Here is a 17,388-nt window from a genome sequence, read left to right on the forward strand (position 1 = left end):
CCAGCAAAAACCGGCTTTTGTAGGCTTTTTTTTGAATTATATGGGGGAGAACTTTGGACTGTCAAGTAGGAATATCCTTCACCATGCCAAGGACGGATAAATTATAGACCTGCATCTTTTGCTTCGACAAGTCGTCATCAACAAACCCAACCGGACGTAGTTCAGCATGCTGATGATCATTTTTCAACTGGCGTGCGATCATCGCCCCTGCAGACCCGGCGCCAACGATCAATGTGCGTTTTTGATTGTTTGTTTCCGCAATATAGCGATCACGGAAAATCCGCCACACAAAGCGCGATCCGCCAATCAGGATAATATGCAGCATCCATGTAACAATCAGTGCACGGCGATAGATGAAGAAATCATTGACGAGGAATTGAACCACTCCGGCTGCCACAATCGATAGGGTAATAGATTGCACAATCGCAAGCAGCTCACCAACACTCGCATAGGCCCACACCTTGTTATACAGCTTGTACAGCATCGCAAATAAATGATGAAAGAATAATAGTGCAACTGCGCTGATGATGATCGCATTCAAATCCAGTACGTCTGTATAAGGATAGACGATCCATGATGCGATGAAGATGGCGGTGCTGACAATGATGGAATCCAGCAAGATTAATAGAGTCAGTCTAGTTCGGTAGGTCATTTGGTTTCGCTCCTTTCTTTAGTGTTTGGGTCAGCTCTGTATGAATTCCCTTATGTGCTATGTGTGAAACTGTTTATCCTATAATTGATTCATATGTACTATGTTTTTCTTTCTTACGTGGAACCATTATCTCATTAAGAAATGCTACTACATTTTTCCTGCCTTTGATGTTAAGATTTCGATAAATATGGCTAATATGGACTTTTACCGTACCCTCACTCAGCTGCAATTTCTCTGCGATAACGGAATTTTTGATCCCCTGTTTCATGAAATAAGCGATTTCCGCCTGACGTATGGTGAGGTTGATTTCATTTTCATGCAGTCGATGGTGAAACAAGCCGATATTGTTTTCCTTCAACTCCATTACGCTTGCAATCAACGCTTTGGTCGTTGTTGGTGGAAGGACGAAGCGATCATTGCTTGCATGATGAATGCTATGAATAAGAGCATCCTCCATCCGGGAACTTTTCAGCAAGAGACTATCCACTCCAGCCTGGATTACATCCAACAGATTGGCATGATCCATGTTGGTTGTCATCGCAATAAATCGCATATCACGCACCATTTCTTTGGTGTATTTAACTGTTGATAGTACATCACGAATGAGAATATCGTCAACATCAAAAAGTACTATTTTCGGGCTTAAATCGACAATCTTTTCATGTATCCCGCTTGTAAGCGTGATTTGGTCCATCAACGTGATTGATTTTTCCTTCTCCAATGCATCGATTATTGGATTTAAAAATTCTTTCTTACTCAAGTATACTACATTCACCATTCCTTTTTCCCATCTTTCTATATCTTTTTCCAAAAAGAATACCTTTCAATCATACGAAAGGGATAGTCATATGTAAAAGTGACTTTGTATAAAATAAGTCATGTATTTTGCTTATTATCGACAAAATATGGAATCATTGCTTAAATAATCCTCTTAAATACTGAATTGCATCCGCACGATTATGAATGCTCAATTTATTATAGATTTCACTGATGTAATTTTTAACAGTACCCTCACCCAGAAATAACCTTTGGGCGATTTGTTTATTTGAATAGTTTTCCATAAATAATGTGGCAATCTCCAGTTCACGGTTGGTAAAGTGATAGCCCCGGTTCTCCAGACGTGTTCCAAGTATCCCTCTTCGATCAAGGGTCAGTTCACGGATCTTATCAACCAGGATTTTTGCAACATCTCCAGATAAGACTATCTCTCCACGATGCACATCCCGAATCGAGCGAATTAGCGTATCCTTGTACACGGCCTTTATCAGAAAACCATCTGCCCCTACATTAATTCCTCGAAGAACAAGCTCTTCCTCCAGCGCTGAGGTTAATAGGATCACCTTCACATTAGGAAAATTTTCTTTCACATAGACCGTTGTTTTTATTCCGTTCATATTCGGCATATGGATGTCCATAAGGATGACATCAGGCCGGATGCGCTTCATTTGTTCCATTGCAGACACCCCATTATCTGCAGTAGCCGTAACCTTTATATCTTCTGTCTGACCAATGATTGCTTCGACCCCTTCACGAAACAGACGCTGATCATCAACGAGCATAACGTTGATCACGCCCTAACCTCCTTCTTTGTTCCGAGTGCCTAGTAGTTCAGGATTACTATTGGTTTTAGATGCCTTGCTTGAAAGCCATTGCTTGTTTTTTTGCAGGTGAGCTTCTGAGAGCTTGGCTCCTACATGAAAAGAGAATTACCCTAAAGTAGCAAGGCATTCATTTTCTGCGGTAGGTCATGTTGGTTAGTCTGTGGTGGTCGTATTTTTAGTATAATGTATTGGTAGTGCAAAATTATGTATACCCTTGGAGAATGCTCACTTCGGGTGGCTGGCACTTGGAGGACATGCCTGCTTTATATGGGAGCCTGTTTTCGGTTTTGCTCTTTCATAGGAAGCGAGATTGCCTCATGTGGCTGGTGGGCGTTTTCCGGTCGAGTTGCTGCACACGCTCGCACTGGAAGTGGCATTTTTGTTTCGGATGGCTGGCGCATTTTTAGTCAGGGTGGCAGCACCTATTTTTGTTCCGGATGCCTGCACTCATATTTATCCAGAGTGGCAGCACCTATTTTTGTTCCGGATGCCTGCACTCATATTTATCCAGAGTGGCAGCACCTATTTTTGTTCCGGATGCCTGCACTCATATTTATCTAGGATGCCAGCACCTATTTTCCAGCCGAGTTACTGCACAAGCCCATGCAGGCAGCTCTTTCGCCCGAGTTTACGCATAAGTTTAGTTTAGGCGGTAGGCGTTCATATTTTGCCTAAAACAATCCTAAAAATTTCTTTCGTTTCACGTGATGCGGCTCATCCCTATTTACATTCTGCCCCTGGATGAGCAGCTCCGTATTCTCCATAAACATGAAAACCGCTTCATTACCATGTTCCTTCCGTATTTCCTCATACGCTTCCTGCATGCAGAATCCACGTGTTGTCGTATTATGCGCATCCGAAGCAATAAAATGCGTGAGATTCGCCTCGATCAGCTGATGGGAAAGCTTCTGAATATTTTTCCCAAACTTCCCAGCAACACTCGCGGCAGTCACCTGAGCCAGCACACCCTTTTGCACGAAATCGAATAGTTTCTCCGGATGCTCAGAAATTTCCCGATTGCGCTCCGGATGTACAATAATCGGCATAAATCCCGCCACCTGAATATCAAAGAGCATTTGCTTCGCATACCTCGGCACATGACCAGACGGAAATTCCACAAACACATACTTCGTCTCATTTGTTAATGTAACCAACTCATCCGCTTTTAAATCAGTAACCATCTCGCCATATAAACGATTCTCCTGCCCCGGCAAAACAGTGAGTGGAATCTCCCGTTGCTGCAATTGATCATTCAGCTCTTCCACCGCTTTTAAAATTGCGGCTTTGCCATTATTGTACTTGCCATTTTGATTATGCGGGGTGGCGATAATCGTGCGGATTCCTTGTTCGGTTGCAGCTTTAGCCATTGCGATGCTGTCCTCCAGTGCCTGAGCACCATCATCGACCCCTGGTAAAATATGCGAATGGATATCAATCATGTATGTCACGTCCTCTAAATATTAAATTAATTTTTACGTTGTATTATAGCAGATCGTGACAGATTATGTATAGCTGGTTTGGGTGAAAATGGTATTAATGTTAATATTTTACAGTTAGTCAGTTAAAAAATTGTGCTCCCGTCCTTATGTGAGTATGCTACCTGGTCGTGTGCTCGCTGCTTGAAGTTGTGCAGTGGGGGTGCGGTTGTGAGCGGGACCGGGCGCAGCGCTTGATAAGGCGTGCAGCTACGGGGGGGACCTGGGTGCAGCGCTCGATAAGTTCGTGCAGCTATGGGTGAGCCGGGCGCAGCGCTTGATATGTCGTGCAGCGCACACGCAAAGTTATGCGCCTATACCTAGAGTCGTGCAGCTCACACGCAAAGTTGAGAGAAAGCTTCACCAAGTTGAGAGAAAATTGAAATATATACTTTTTCTCTCAACTTTGACCGGGGATGTCTCAACTTTTACGTATTGTCTCTCAACTCCAGCAGCTTGTCTCTCAACTTTTACGTTTTATCTCTCAACTCCAGCTACTTTTCTCTCAACTTTCTCGCATTATCTCTCAACTCCAGCCGCTTATCTCTCAACTCTAGCGCAAGTCTCTCAACTTCCACAAGTTATCTCTCAACTCCAACGCAAGTCTCTCAACTCCAGCGCAAAGCCACGCAGGAACACCAGCGACCCAACTAAATCACTAACCACTACCCTTTTCCCTACTTATCTATTAAATAAACCCCATAATTTTTTAGTAGAAACACGTTCTGGTGCATCGATTTGCACAGCTTGCCCATTTACCAATGCTTCACTATTTTCCATCAGCTGGTATACGAGGCTGTTCCCATATTCCTTTTCGATTTTACGAAAGGCTGTCCGCATATAAAAACCGCGTTTTTTAACATGATGGGCATCTGAGGCAATGAAATGTGTTAGATTCACTTCGAGTAATTGGCGAGAGAATTTTTCAACCCTTTTCCCTGCATTGCCGATCACACTTGCAGCTGTCACCTGTGTAAGGGCACCGTTTTTTACAATTCGGTAAAGTTTATCCGGATTTTCCATTAGCTCATGATTTCGTTCTGGATGCACTATAATTGGCTTATAGCCAGCGATTTGCATGTCAAATAGGAGCTGTGTCGAATACTCAGGCACATGGCTCGCCGGTAATTCGACAAATACATAGCCACTTGTTTCATTCAGTGGTAGCACATCGCCATTTTTTAAATCTTCAATCATATCTCCATAAATTCGCGTTTCCTGACCTGGGAGGATTTGAATAGAAATCTGTTCTTGCTGGAGCTTGCCATTCAGATAGTCCACCGCTCCAATAATATTCGCACCTGTGTTGATAAACGCTCCGTTTTGGTGATGTGGTGTTGCGATTATTTTTCGAATACCTTCTTTTTCAGCGGCACGCGCCATTGCAAGGCTTTCTGTTAAAGAGCTCGCTCCATCATCGAAACCCGGCAATATATGACAGTGAATATCGATCATTTTAACACCCCTATAATAGTTGGATTCCCTAATCTTTGTCTATGTTAACTTTTTCTCTCTATTTTTTTGTTTTCAATTAGGCAATTATACCCATTATAACAGATTGACCCTGCAAATTACACTTTCACTAAGTCATATTTAAGTCATGCATATGGGTGAAAAGTCATGTGTTTGCTTGTTGAAAAATAGTTTTATTTATAAAGCTTAGGACTGTGGTTACTCGTCCCCAGATGATTTGCTGATGTTAAAGTCATCATACGGCTGGTTAAAATGGCGAATGCTCTCCATTACCGGAAATATGCAAGACTCCTTGAAAATGCATGCTTATTTCATCTGTCCGATAAAGCACTGTCGAAGTTTTTTCTAATACTACTCCGAATAAAAGCCAGAGTGATACTCCTGCTGTGGTACGAGTGGGGAGGCTTATGGATCAGATTACTCTAAGTTCCATAAAATTATTGCAACTTTTACTTCATGGTAGCGTCAATTGGTTAGTCAGTATAAGTTTTGCGAAGTGAATTCTATCTTCTGCATTGAATTCATGACAGCTTCAATTGGTTAGTCAGTTTAGGTTAAAGGAAATGTATTGTAACTTCTGCATTGACTTTATGATAGCGTCAATCTAGGTTAGAGAAAGTGTATTGCAAATGCAGTCCATAATAGCACTAAAATATGCGAAAACCTTTAAAAAAACTCCCCATCCATGTGGATGAGGAGTTTCTGTATTTTAGTCTTAATTTTTTCCGTAATAGTAATAATAATTGGCTTCTTTTTTACTGCGATCATTTAAAATTGTGCCGAGAATTTTTGCGTTAACGGCCTGTAATGCTTCGATTGCCTTATTTGCTGCCTCAAATTCGGTTTGCTTGCTTCTGACAACCAGAATCGTCCCATCCACCTTACTTGCTAAAATCTGTGCATCCGCTACCGCTAATACTGGTGGTGTATCAAACATAACGATATCGTATCTTTCCCGAGCTTCCTCGATAAATTGATCCATCCGCTTCGATGCCAGTAATTCAGACGGGTTCGGTGGGATTGGACCACAGGAGATCAGATCCAAGTTCTCTACATCACTTTGTGCAACGACCTCGTCAAGGCTAGAGTCACCAACAAGTAAATTACTTAACCCCCGCAAATTATCCAGGCGAAATGTATAATGAATCGTCGGTTTCCGTAAATCCGAGTCGATGAGCAGCACTTTCTTTCCTTGCTGTGCATAAACAACTGCCAAGTTAGCTGTTGACATCGACTTTCCTTCCGCAGGGCCCGCTGACGTTAAGATCATCGTCTGCAAATCCACATCTACAGCAGAGAACTGCAGATTGGTGCGGATCGTCCGGTATTGCTCAGAGATTGGAGAGCGCGGGCTTAATTTTGTAATCAAATACCGCATTTTATTATGTCTAGAATGATTTTTTTTACGCGCCATTTAACCCACCCCTTTTCGATCTGCTTGTCTGTGGCTGTAATTGCTGATCCAGACGAACATCGCCGTCTTCCATATGGGAAACAACTCCTAAGACAGGAATCTGTAATTTCTTCTCGATGTCATCCTCTGTTTTGATCGTATTATCCAAGTACTCCAATAAGAACGCAATCCCCACACCAATCATCACGCCGAGCACAACCGCAATCGCAATATTCAGCAGTGGGTTCGGTGCAACTGGTGTCGGATTCTCAGGCATCTCAGCACTCGAAAGGATCTTTACATTATCAACATTCATCAAATCCGGAATTTTTTCCTGAAAAATCCCCACGGTTGTGTTCGCAAGCTCTGCTGCTAGCACCGGATCGGGATCTGTGGCAGTTATTGTAACTACCTGCGATTGCTCCGCACTTGATACTTGAATTTTATTCGCCAGCTGTGCGCTTGACATATTCAGATTCAATTCAGCGGCAACATCATCCAGGATTACCGGACTTGTGATGATGACATTATACGTATTGATCAACTCCACATTCGTACGGATATCTGTCTGAGTGAATTGTGCGTTCGGATCCTGCTGGCTCTGGTTCACGAGAAACTGCGAACTATTTTGATAGGTCGGCGTTAAAACAAAATAACTTATAATGGCAGCAATCACCGCCGCACCTAAAACTAAGGCGATAATCAGTAAAATTCGCTTCTTGATCACCTCAACTATTTCTTTCAGGGAAATCGTTTCTTCCATGTTCGTACCTCCATTTGATTCTGGTCTGATCCTGATTTGGGTTGGGATCGTCGGCTGCCGAGCGCTACCTCGGGTCATGTGTTGAACGGTGCTTCTGTCGAGTCTTGGGCGTTGCTCCGAGCCGGGTGGTGAGCACTGCTTCAGTCTTGGCTGATGCTTCGTGCCGGGTGGTGAGCACTGCTTCAGTTTTGGCCGGTGCTTCGAGCCGGGTGGTGAGCACTGCTTCAGTCTTGGCTGATGCTTCGTGCCGGGTGGTGAGCACTGCTTCAGTTTTGGCCGGTGCTTCGAGCCGGGTGGTGAGCACTGCTTCAGTCAGACACCAGGCGTTGCTTCACAGCGAGTGTTGTGCTTTGCTCCATTCTTGAGCGCCGCCTCGTGCCGGGTGCTGAACATAGCTCCAAGCAGATCCCGAACATTGCTGCCTCATACCGGATATTGAGTGGTCGCTCCAGTCGAGTCTTGAGTGCCGCTTCGAGCCGGGGCTTGAGTGGTCGCTCCAGTCACACCTAGTACGTCGCCTTCAGCCAGGGCTTGAGCATTGCTTTATACCAGAAGTTATTACATTAGTGAAACCCGGCCACTGAGTTAGCGGGCTGGATTCAGCAACATGATATATGTAACTCCACACCGCACCCCAATATAAGCAGATTCAGACGTGATGTAATTATCGGTTCCTTTTCTCTATATAAAGTAATTTTTTACCCTAAAGTCTACTTCGACACTATAAACGAAATTATAACATATTGAAAGAAAATGCAATAATTATTTTTAGAATCTTTTATTGAAGATAGATGCTGAAAAGGAGCTTTCTGGAGTTCAATCGATGAGTGTAATTACCTATTAAAAAGGATAACTTCAGCGGCTGTTTCAAAGGCAGCGGTTGATTTCATATAGATATGGTAAAATTTTATAAATAATTTTCACGAAGTATTATTTAGGTAATTTTTCTTATTTCTAGTAATTCATGACCGTTTTAGCAAACATTACAATCCTATTACAAAACCTCTATTAATCTATTAAAATTTTACAAAAACAGCTATAATAGAAACACTTCTATAAAGTAAAAAGTATGAGGGGGAAAATGAATTGGCCAATAAAAAGATTATTATGTCGGTTACTGCCAGCGCAGCAATTGCATCGGCAATATTCGCAGCAGAGGAAGCAGAAGCAGCGTCCTACAAAGTACAGAGCGGGGATTCATTATGGTCAATAGCACAGAAACACGGCACTAGCGTTTCGAATTTGAAATCTATCAACAAGCTGTCAAGTGACCTTATTTTTCCAAACCAAATAATCGAAACGGAGAAAAAGTCATCAAACACGAGTACCAGCTCAAATTCTAGCAATTCATCTACTAATACAAATACAAACAATAATGCTAAATCTACATACACGGTAAAACGCGGTGACACACTAAGTGGGATCGCCTCAAAACATAATATTTCTCTTTCTAATTTGATGAAATGGAACGGTCTGAATTCGACACTGATTTATCCTGGCAATGTGTTTGTGGTGAGCGCATCGGGTGCGAGCAATTCAGGATCTAGCGGTTCATCGAATTCTAATGCGGGATCAGGTTCATCAAACACAGGCGGACAAGTTGGTTCATCAACGGTTTACACGGTTAAATCTGGTGATACGCTATCCAGAATCGGAGCACAACACGGGGTAAGTGTTGCAAACCTAAAGTCATGGAATAACCTTCGCTCCGATTTAATTTTAATCGGACAAAAGCTGAACATTGGTGGGAAAGCTAGTTCCGGATCAGGAAATACATCTGGCTCTAACAGCAATGCAAGCGAAAAGCCAACAGCAAATGTCGATTACAATGTGGACAAGCTAATCAGTGTAGCAAAGAGCATGAATGGCGTTAAATACACATGGGGCGGATCCAGCCCGAGTGGCTTTGACTGCAGCGGGTTCATCTACTATGCCTTTCAACAAGCAGGAAAGGACATTAGCCGAACATCAGCCGCAGGATTCTTTGACCGGTCTTACTATGTCAACAAACCACAAGTAGGCGACCTTGTATTCTTTGAAGGCACCTACAAAGCAGGCATCTCCCACATGGGAATCTATCTCGGCAGCGGCAATTTCATACATGCAAGCTCAAGTGGTGTGAGGATTAACAATGTAAAAGATTATTATTGGAAAGATCATTTTGATAGTTATAAACGGTTTTACTAGTTGGCAGTTGATTAATTAAGGTTTAAATAATGAAAGGTCTTAGTTTAATAAAGGGCTTTAGTTAATTAAGTGCCGGTTAGGAAGGCAAAATTAATAAAATATCGGTTTTAAAGGAGAGGACTTCAGCGGGGCTGGGGTTCTTTTTTGGGGTTGAGGTTGTTTGTTTGCCGGTAGAGCGCTGCTTGGGGACGGGATTGCTCGTTTGGCGGTAGAGCGCTGCTTGGGGATGGGATTGCTCGTTTGCCGGTAGAGCGCTGCTTGGGGACGGGATTGCTCAACTTGGTGGCGCTGATGCACTACTTCTAGCTGGGGAGCGGTACGGTGGGTTGTGTGGGTGCTTCTTGTGTGGGCGGAGCGCCCGTGCGTGATTGGATGGGGGGCGAGTTGTGTGGGGATGGCCTGAAGTTGAGAGATAATCCCCTGAAGTTGAGAGATAATCCCCTGAAGTTGAGAGATAATCCTTAAAGTTGAGAGGGAACGGCAATTAGTTGAGAGATAATATATGAATCACTCATTTTCTCTCAACTTACACCAGCTTTCTCTCAACTTTCCACGTGTTTCTCTCAACTTTTCCCCCGCTTGTCTCAACTCCTACGCGCACCCATCAAGGCTCATCGCTTGTGAAAACCCTTCCTCATCATTACACTAATATAATAAACGTTTCGAGAGATGAGGTTTGATTTTTGTGGATTCAACAGGGCGGCTTACCTATAGGAAACTCACTGCTTTTTTTATTCCATTAGGGGTTGCGGCAAGTTTGACTTCCGTAACACACGTCATAATTAATGGAACACTGAGCCGTGGGGATAATGGGGCTTTTATTGTAGCTTGTTTTGCTGTGGCGATGTCTGTATTTGGTATTGTTGAGCGACCGATGATTGTTTTTCGTCAAGCATCATCGGCATTAGTAACCGGTCAAAAGTCTTTTAAACTATTAAGTAATTTTTTTATATACATTTTAATCATTGTCATGGGAATCAGTTTTATGTTGGGATACACGCCGATCGGAAATTGGGTTTACATCCATCTATTCAATGCTACAGACGATATGGTGACCGCAATTTCGTATACCTTCCGAGTGATCACATTTGTCATTATATTTTCCGGAATTCGTGGCATTTACCAGGGTGTGATCATTAATCAACTGGAAACGAAATGGCTGACAATTGGCGTTGTCACAAGGCTCATTGCGATGTTCATTATTTCTTATTTACTGGTTATCTTTGATTTTATTACTAGCGCTGCCGGCGGGGTTATTTTTCTGGTGGGAATGATTGTCGAATGCCTTGTAAGTGTTTATAAAGGCCGGCTTCTTATCAAGGAGGCAAAAGTAGAAACAGGTCCCGGGCAATTGAAGAAAGCGGACATTTCCAAATTTTACTTTCCACTAGTAGCTTATTTTCTAATGCAAACCATCCTCATTCCAGTTATTTACATTTTACTGGCAAAATCAGCTGATATCGAGATGAGCATCGCATCATTTGCGCTCGCTTTTAGTATCACACAAATGATTCTCGGATTTTTCATGTATACCCATCAGCTGCTGCTCCAATTTTATGGACAGAACACAAGGAAAGTAGTCAAGTTTGTCATTATGATCAGCATCATTCCATCACTCCTGCTTTGTGTTCTATGCTATACGCCGCTTGGGATGCTCTTTATGACAGCAATTATGGGTGCGGAGGCTTCCTTATCGATCGCTACTATCGCTGTGCTGAAATTTTTCATTATAAAAACACTTGTCTTTCCATGGGTGGATTTTCTGAATGGCTTCCTCATGCTGAAACGCCAGACGAACAAAATGCTCTTCGCCCAAATCGGCAATCTGATCATTGTCATTATTACTTTGCTGGGTCTAGTTCATTTATATCCCGGTTTAAATGGCGTAAACGGATCCATCGCAGCCTCCCTCGGCGAACTTGCCGGAATTGTTATTGTCAGCATCATCGTATACCGCATGTCGGATATGTATAAAAAAAGAAGATATAAGCGGTTGAGGACGCGGAGGCAGTAGGTTTTGGTTTGATAAATTTAATTTTATTTTTAATTCTGGCTGTACCTGCAGTAAATAATTAATGTAATTGTGTAAAGTTGAGAGAGAGTGGTCATTAGTGGAGAGAATGGCTGTTAGTTGAGAGATAATTCCTGAAGTTGAGAGATAACAGCATGAAGTTGAGAGATAATTCCTGAAGTTGAGAGATAACAGCATGAAGTTGAGAGATAAACCCTGAATCACGGGGTTTCTCTCAACTTTTTCCGAATTTGTCTCAACTTCACCACCGCTTCTCTCAACTTTTCCATATTTGTCTCAACTTCACCACCGCTTCTCTCAACTTTTTCCGAATTTGTCTCAACTTCACCACCGCTTCTCTCAACTTTTTCCGAATTTGTCTCAACTTCACCACCGCTTCTCTCAACTTTTCCATATTTGTCTCAACTTCGACACCGCTTCTCTCAACTTTCCCGGCTATCGTTCAACCCTCTGACTCTTTTCGCAATTTCCTAACCACTTCAACATCTAACTTTGTTAATTTTGCAATATGTTTATCCGAGAAATTATCTCGGATAAGCTCCTGAGCAAACAATGTTTTTGCTTCTTCCATTCCCTCTGCTTTTCCTTTTTCAATCCCTTCCGTTTTTCCTTCTGCTTTTCCTTCTGCTTTTCCTTCTGCCTTTCCTTCTGCCTTCGCTTCAGCAAAAAGCTCAGCTAAAGTCGGTGATAATCTTTCTTTTTCTGCCTTCATTTGCTGTATTTCCTCCTTTCCTATTAATGGTCTGATTTCTTCAATGAATTTCTGTTTTAGTTCTTCAGGTACTTGTAATAAATAATCAATGAAGTAAAATAATGCGGTAAAATAAGTGCTAGTTTCCTCATTGCTTATGGTGAATTTCTGGAGGATTTGCGTCATTAATTTGCGTTTAAATATATAGCGTTGTTGGGAATCATTCTTAGTTTTACTTGCATAAATCCCAGCGATCACTGCAACAGCAAATGGGTTGGATGATTGTTCTAGCTTTTTAATATTTTTATAATCGAATTTGTATATATTGTATGTGTATTCCAGCTCCGTGCCATGATATGAATAACGATATTGATTATGATAAGTAGATTTTTCAGCGTCTGTTAGTAGCGCAACTGCGTATATTTCCCGATCAAACTTATCATAAATACGGTAAAAATAACGAAACATCCGCTTCGGGAAATCCGCATCATCCCTACCTTCAACCTCGATATGGACAAGTATCCATCTTTCATCACCATTTTTCAGAAATACTTTCACAATTTGATCCGCGTCAACCCTGCCTTTCTTCCCTTGAATGATTTCCTTATAAAGCTCTTGCTGCAGAAAGTCTGGATCCTTTGTAAAATCAATTTCTTCATATAACCTTGGAGCAAAAAAATGCATGAACTTTTCAAATAATTCTGTTATTAAATTTTTCCAAAGACCATCTTGATCGGGCGGACTTTCTGCTGCCACATATTTCTTCTTCTCTTCTTGCACAACATTCATTGCCATTATTTTACCACATCCTTTGCTAAATATGAATCTAGGTCATATGACTTATTACATAAAATTGCGACACCTACTTTTTTACCCATCTTTTACATTCTCCTTCATAGATAAGTCCGCTCGATTTTAATAATCTATTTGCCAGGCTTTTACAGTTAATCTTCAAAAAGCGCATCGCTTCCTTATTGGTTATCCAAGGATGAACGACTAGCAGATAATCTGCAATCGCTTTAAGGTGTGCATTTTTTGACAAAGTAAAGCAGTGTTCACACACCCACTTGCCATAACCCCGCTTCATCCCCAGCCTGCCACATGCTGGGCATTGCACTCCTGGCAAAATGTCTGTTGCTTTAATGCCATGATTCCCTATGACATCCATATCAAATTCTTTGCATTCCTTTAAAATGGTATACCCTATTTTTTCAGTATTCATTTGGGTATGTTTTTCTTTGTATTCATGATTTTTTTGAATGATCATACTTGGAATATGAGAACCGTGTGCAACAATTTCGGCTATTTCCTGTTCATCCCCCTTCACTTTGACAATCGTACCAGGGTCACTGATCGCTACAAGTGGGTGGATCTGAATATTGTGGAGGTTGCGTTCCTCAAGCCACATCTGAAGTTTGAATTTTTGGATCTCTGCCTGCGTGATGGGGTAATCATATCCTGTTTCTTTCATTCCATTTTCACGGATCAGTTGTTTGAGGGTAGTATCAAAGATAATCGTTCCAGAATAATTTTTGCTTTCAACAGGAAATATCCCAGACGAGGCAATGACGAAGGTGTCAATTTGAAATTGTTTTCCCATAACAGTGAGGCATACATCATGAAGAATAGTTGCATCCCTGGCTAGAAAATCGATGTGATAATCAACCGCTTTCTCTCCTTCAAATCCTTTCAGCCGTAAAGCGTGCTCCCATTTAATTTCTTGTAAGTACGGAAAATTCGGCCTCAGCCTCGGAACAATTGCATCATATTTTTGCAATATGAGTGGTCTTTTTCTTTTTCTAAGTATCATTTTACAGCCTCCTCTTTTAGCTAACATCATACTATATCTATCAAATTATTCATAATATGCAATAACTTATTTTTAGGGAGAAATTAACAGATGAAAATTTAATTTTGGTAGCAGTTTTTACTAATATGGATATATTATTTAGTTGGAAAATTTAATTTTGTCCTATTTTTAAAGGAAATTTAAAGATTAATTTTTTTTTGAAGTAAGAAAGTATCAACGAAATCCGATTTTGGGGCTTTGACCTCTAGAAAGACGCTTTGGCGTTTTTCTAAGCATACGGATCGGATGGATACCATTGGAATGATCTTTTTGATGATTATATGAGGTTTTATTAGTGGCAGTTAGTTCGTTAATTAAGTGCCAATTTTAAAAGGCCAGTTAATTAAATGCCTATTATAAGGGGAGGAATTCAGCATGAGGCCAGACTTCATTATTGGTGGGTGATTTTTGTAAGGTGGCGTGCGGGGAGTGTCCTTTGGTTGAGATGGGATATTTGGTAGTGGAGTTGAGAGATACATGCTTAAAGTTGAGAGAGAACGGTAATTAGTTGAGAGATACATGCTTAAAGTTGGGAGAGAACAGTAATTAGTTGAGAGATAATATGTGATTTATCGCTTATCTCTCAACTTCATTTGAGTTTGTCTCAACTTTCCACGTGTATTTCTCAACTTTCCACGTGTATTTCTCAACTTTACACGGTTTTCTCTCAACTTCCGCACCCCTTCTCTCAACTTTCACACCTCCTCTCTCAACTTCCCTCAAGCTATCCTCCACTCAGCAGATTAAACAATTAAAAAAATAAGCCCGGACAACTTATCCAGACCTACTTCACTGCTAAACATCCACCCCATCCAATCTCACCAACACCTCTTCCAACGAAGGCATGCCGCCCTGCGCACCCTGTTTCTCAACGGAAATAGACGCACTCGCATTGGCAAATCGGACTGCCTCCTCGATGGTCCTTCCTGCTATTAGCGCATATGCAAAGCTTCCGTTAAAGGTATCACCAGCACCTGTTGTATCAACTGGTTCCACTGGAAATCCTTTAATAAAAATATGCTGATCCCCATCATAATAACGAGCGCCCTGCTCACCCAATGTAACAATTAATTTATTGGGATAGCGTTCTAAGGCTTGTTCCATATTTTCACCAAAAATGCTGATACATTCTGATTCATTTGGTGTAAGATAGGTTGCTAAATCAATGAATTCTTTTTTAAAATTATCGACTGGTGCGGGATTGAGGACAACAGGAACACCGTAATCATTGCATATTTTCAGTACGGTATGAACGGTATCGGCAGGGATCTCCAGCTGTACAACGACCATTTCGCTTTGAATAATATGCTGCTTCACACGTTCGATTTCCGCTGATGTTAATAGATTGTTTGCCCCTGGTACGACAATAATTCGATTATCAGCATCGGAAACAATGATTGTAGCAATGCCTGTTGTTTCATTTGAAAATAAAAACACGTTTTCTGTATTGACGTTTTCCTGTTTCAATGACATGAGCGCTTGTTCGCCATAGCTATCCGTACCGCAAGCCCCAATCATCCCCGTTTCCTTGCCAAGTCTTGCAATCGACACCGCTTGATTTGCGCCCTTCCCGCCAAAATAGGTGGAAAAGGAGCTTCCCATCTTTGTTTCACCCTTACCCGGGACATGATTTGTTGCCACAACCAAATCCATATTAATACTTCCTACGACAGTAATCATTGTATCAACCCTCCTCTTCCATTTTAATACTTCCGATGACGGTAATCATCATATCAACCCCTCGCTTGCATATTATTACTTCCGATGACAATAATCATTGTATTAGCCCTATCTTAATATTTTTTGAGTGCTTCAATCATCAGCTGCCAAAATCCGTCCATATCAAGTTCCAAGCCAAATTTCGCATTAACTTCTCTTCCTGAAACGCCATGCAGATCAATTAAAGTTGTTCCGGCAGTAAATTCACCCTTCGTTTCCACCGCTATGTTTACATTCTTCATTGTAAACAATTCCGGTGCGACCAAATAGGCTACTGTCAACGCATCGTGTACCGGTGCTCCATCAAAGTCAAACATTTCTTTGTAGGTTGATGCAAAAAATACTAGCAATTCACCAACTATGTTAGCAACCTTGTTGTCGATTTCATTCACTTGCTCAATCACTTCTTTTGTTGCTAAGGCTTGATGTGTGATGTCAAGGCCCATCACTGCAAGTGGAATGCCACTATCAAACACTTTTTTCGCCGCTTCCGGATCAGCCCAGATATTAAATTCAGCAGTTGGTGTCCAGTTTCCAAATGTTCCGCCACCCATCAGAACAATCTCTTCAATATTATCTCTTATTTCTGGTGCTTTTGTTAATGCAAGCGCAACATTGGTTAATGGTCCTGTTGGTAAGATGGTAACCGGATCCTTTGCTGATTTCACTAATCTTATGATGGTATCCGAACCGTGCTCATCACTCCAACTGCGTGTTGGCTCAGGGAGTGCGGGGCCGTCCAGCCCGGAATCCCCATGAATTCCCGGAGCGTTTTCCCGCAGGCGTACCAACGGCTCACTGGCTCCTTTTGAAACAACCACATCATGCAATGATACCAGATCACAAATTTTCAAAGCATTCCTTGTTGTTTTTTCGATTTCTGCATTCCCGGAAACCGTCGTTATTCCTAAAATTTTCAGCTTAGATTGTGCTGCCGCTAAAATAATCGCAATCGCATCATCATGCCCCGGATCGCAATCCATAATAATCTTTTTCGAAGTCATTTTATATCTCCTTTACTATTTAAGTATGTTGGGATGAGGAAGCGCATCTTTGGAGTTGAGAGATATTGCCCTAGAGTTGAGAGATAAACCCCTAAGTTGAGAGATATTGCCCTAGAGTTGAGAGATAATACCCAAAAGTTGAGAGATATTGCCCAAATCCACAGTTTTCTCTCAACTTTCACACTCCCTCTCTCAACTCGTAACAGGTTTCTCTCAACTTTCACACTCCCTCTCTCAACTCGTAACAGGTTTCTCTCAACTTTCACACTCCCTCTCTCAACTCGTAACAGGTTTCTCTCAACTCCCACACTCCCTCTCTCAACTCGCAACAGGTTTCTCTCAACTTTCACACTCCCTCTCTCAACTCGCAACGGTTTTCTCTCAACTCCCACACTCCATCGCAACTTTTCCATGCTGCTCATCTGTTACATGTTCTACAAACCGCAAAAAGCATCCCTGAATAAATGCTTTTCTTTTTCAAGATTGGTCTTATGTCAAGAAATCGGACAGGTTAAATGTAGAAATTTACCTAGCTTGTGCAGCTACCGC

14 protein-coding genes are annotated in these 17,388 nt (G+C 41.7%); 2 read left to right on the plus strand and 12 right to left on the minus strand.

Annotated features, from left to right (window positions below; genetic code table 11):
- Nucleotides 1-61: 61 nt before the first annotated feature.
- The 7 genes from AC6HVZ_RS18530 to AC6HVZ_RS18560 all read right to left on the minus strand — a co-directional run bounded on the left by AC6HVZ_RS18530 (nucleotide 62) and on the right by AC6HVZ_RS18560 (nucleotide 7,357).
- Nucleotides 62-652, minus strand: a complete 591-nt coding sequence (locus tag AC6HVZ_RS18530) for a nucleoside-diphosphate sugar epimerase/dehydratase (RefSeq protein ID WP_497559615.1) — start codon at nucleotides 650-652, stop codon at nucleotides 62-64.
- Nucleotides 653-725: 73 nt separating this feature from the next.
- Nucleotides 726-1,430, minus strand: a complete 705-nt coding sequence (locus tag AC6HVZ_RS18535; protein WP_497559616.1) for a LuxR C-terminal-related transcriptional regulator — start codon at nucleotides 1,428-1,430, stop codon at nucleotides 726-728.
- Nucleotides 1,431-1,563: 133 nt separating this feature from the next.
- A complete protein-coding gene (locus tag AC6HVZ_RS18540; RefSeq protein WP_497559617.1) occupies nucleotides 1,564-2,223 on the minus strand; it encodes a response regulator transcription factor in 660 nt (219 codons plus the stop codon).
- Nucleotides 2,224-2,924: 701 nt separating this feature from the next.
- Complete coding sequence (locus AC6HVZ_RS18545) at nucleotides 2,925-3,692, minus strand: tyrosine-protein phosphatase (RefSeq protein WP_497559627.1); 768 nt, start codon at nucleotides 3,690-3,692, stop codon at nucleotides 2,925-2,927.
- 717 nt (nucleotides 3,693-4,409) lie between these two features.
- Nucleotides 4,410-5,183 (minus strand): tyrosine-protein phosphatase, encoded by a 774-nt coding sequence (locus AC6HVZ_RS18550; protein WP_497559618.1) that lies wholly within the window; start codon nucleotides 5,181-5,183, stop codon nucleotides 4,410-4,412.
- A gap of 733 nt (nucleotides 5,184-5,916) precedes the next feature.
- Complete coding sequence (locus AC6HVZ_RS18555) at nucleotides 5,917-6,615, minus strand: CpsD/CapB family tyrosine-protein kinase (RefSeq protein ID WP_497559619.1); 699 nt, start codon at nucleotides 6,613-6,615, stop codon at nucleotides 5,917-5,919.
- On the minus strand, nucleotides 6,605-7,357 hold the full coding sequence (locus tag AC6HVZ_RS18560) for a YveK family protein (RefSeq protein ID WP_497559628.1): 753 nt from the start codon (nucleotides 7,355-7,357) through the stop codon (nucleotides 6,605-6,607). Before AC6HVZ_RS18560 ends, AC6HVZ_RS18555 begins: the two co-directional genes overlap by 11 nt.
- A gap of 1,086 nt (nucleotides 7,358-8,443) precedes the next feature.
- Between AC6HVZ_RS18560 and AC6HVZ_RS18565 the strand changes: the two genes are divergently transcribed.
- Nucleotides 8,444-9,544, plus strand: a complete 1,101-nt coding sequence (locus tag AC6HVZ_RS18565) for a C40 family peptidase (RefSeq protein WP_497559620.1) — start codon at nucleotides 8,444-8,446, stop codon at nucleotides 9,542-9,544.
- Between the two features lie 685 nt (nucleotides 9,545-10,229).
- The gene (locus tag AC6HVZ_RS18570; RefSeq protein ID WP_497559621.1) at nucleotides 10,230-11,558 is read left to right on the plus strand and encodes a multi antimicrobial extrusion protein MatE; all 1,329 of its coding nucleotides are present in this window, start codon (nucleotides 10,230-10,232) and stop codon (nucleotides 11,556-11,558) included.
- A 460-nt stretch (nucleotides 11,559-12,018) separates the two neighbouring features.
- On the opposite strand, the gene AC6HVZ_RS18575 is transcribed toward AC6HVZ_RS18570, so the two are convergent.
- From AC6HVZ_RS18575 to AC6HVZ_RS18595, 5 genes are all read right to left on the minus strand, one after another.
- Nucleotides 12,019-13,062 carry an RpnC/YadD family protein gene (locus AC6HVZ_RS18575; RefSeq protein ID WP_497559622.1) on the minus strand — a complete coding sequence of 348 codons (1,044 nt, stop codon included), beginning with the start codon at nucleotides 13,060-13,062 and terminating at the stop codon, nucleotides 12,019-12,021.
- A 67-nt stretch (nucleotides 13,063-13,129) separates the two neighbouring features.
- Nucleotides 13,130-14,077 carry a nuclease-related domain-containing protein gene (locus AC6HVZ_RS18580; protein ID WP_497559623.1) on the minus strand — a complete coding sequence of 316 codons (948 nt, stop codon included), beginning with the start codon at nucleotides 14,075-14,077 and terminating at the stop codon, nucleotides 13,130-13,132.
- Nucleotides 14,078-14,692: 615 nt separating this feature from the next.
- The gene (locus AC6HVZ_RS18585; protein ID WP_497559624.1) at nucleotides 14,693-14,839 is read right to left on the minus strand and encodes a hypothetical protein; all 147 of its coding nucleotides are present in this window, start codon (nucleotides 14,837-14,839) and stop codon (nucleotides 14,693-14,695) included.
- A 72-nt stretch (nucleotides 14,840-14,911) separates the two neighbouring features.
- Nucleotides 14,912-15,796 carry a ribokinase gene (gene rbsK, locus AC6HVZ_RS18590; RefSeq protein WP_497559625.1) on the minus strand — a complete coding sequence of 295 codons (885 nt, stop codon included), beginning with the start codon at nucleotides 15,794-15,796 and terminating at the stop codon, nucleotides 14,912-14,914.
- A 113-nt stretch (nucleotides 15,797-15,909) separates the two neighbouring features.
- On the minus strand, nucleotides 15,910-16,839 hold the full coding sequence (locus tag AC6HVZ_RS18595) for a nucleoside hydrolase (RefSeq protein WP_497559626.1): 930 nt from the start codon (nucleotides 16,837-16,839) through the stop codon (nucleotides 15,910-15,912).
- Nucleotides 16,840-17,388 lie beyond the last annotated feature (549 nt).

The sequence above is a fragment of the Oceanobacillus sp. NCCP-135 genome (assembly GCF_059698015.1).

Bases quoted from the DNA above. Each gene is read 5' to 3' on its own strand.
- AC6HVZ_RS18580 (WP_497559623.1), bottom strand. From the start codon at position 14,077: ATGATACTTAGAAAAAGAAAAAGACCACTCATATTGCAAAAATATGAT.
- rbsK (WP_497559625.1), bottom strand. From the start codon at position 15,796: ATGATTACTGTCGTAGGAAGTATTAATATGGATTTGGTTGTGGCAACA.
- AC6HVZ_RS18595 (WP_497559626.1), bottom strand. From the start codon at position 16,839: ATGACTTCGAAAAAGATTATTATGGATTGCGATCCGGGGCATGATGAT.
- AC6HVZ_RS18550 (WP_497559618.1), bottom strand. From the start codon at position 5,183: ATGATCGATATTCACTGTCATATATTGCCGGGTTTCGATGATGGAGCG.
- AC6HVZ_RS18575 (WP_497559622.1), bottom strand. From the start codon at position 13,062: ATGGCAATGAATGTTGTGCAAGAAGAGAAGAAGAAATATGTGGCAGCA.
- AC6HVZ_RS18535 (WP_497559616.1), bottom strand. From the start codon at position 1,430: ATGGTGAATGTAGTATACTTGAGTAAGAAAGAATTTTTAAATCCAATA.
- AC6HVZ_RS18545 (WP_497559627.1), bottom strand. From the start codon at position 3,692: ATGATTGATATCCATTCGCATATTTTACCAGGGGTCGATGATGGTGCT.
- AC6HVZ_RS18555 (WP_497559619.1), bottom strand. From the start codon at position 6,615: ATGGCGCGTAAAAAAAATCATTCTAGACATAATAAAATGCGGTATTTG.
- AC6HVZ_RS18530 (WP_497559615.1), bottom strand. From the start codon at position 652: ATGACCTACCGAACTAGACTGACTCTATTAATCTTGCTGGATTCCATC.
- AC6HVZ_RS18560 (WP_497559628.1), bottom strand. From the start codon at position 7,357: ATGGAAGAAACGATTTCCCTGAAAGAAATAGTTGAGGTGATCAAGAAG.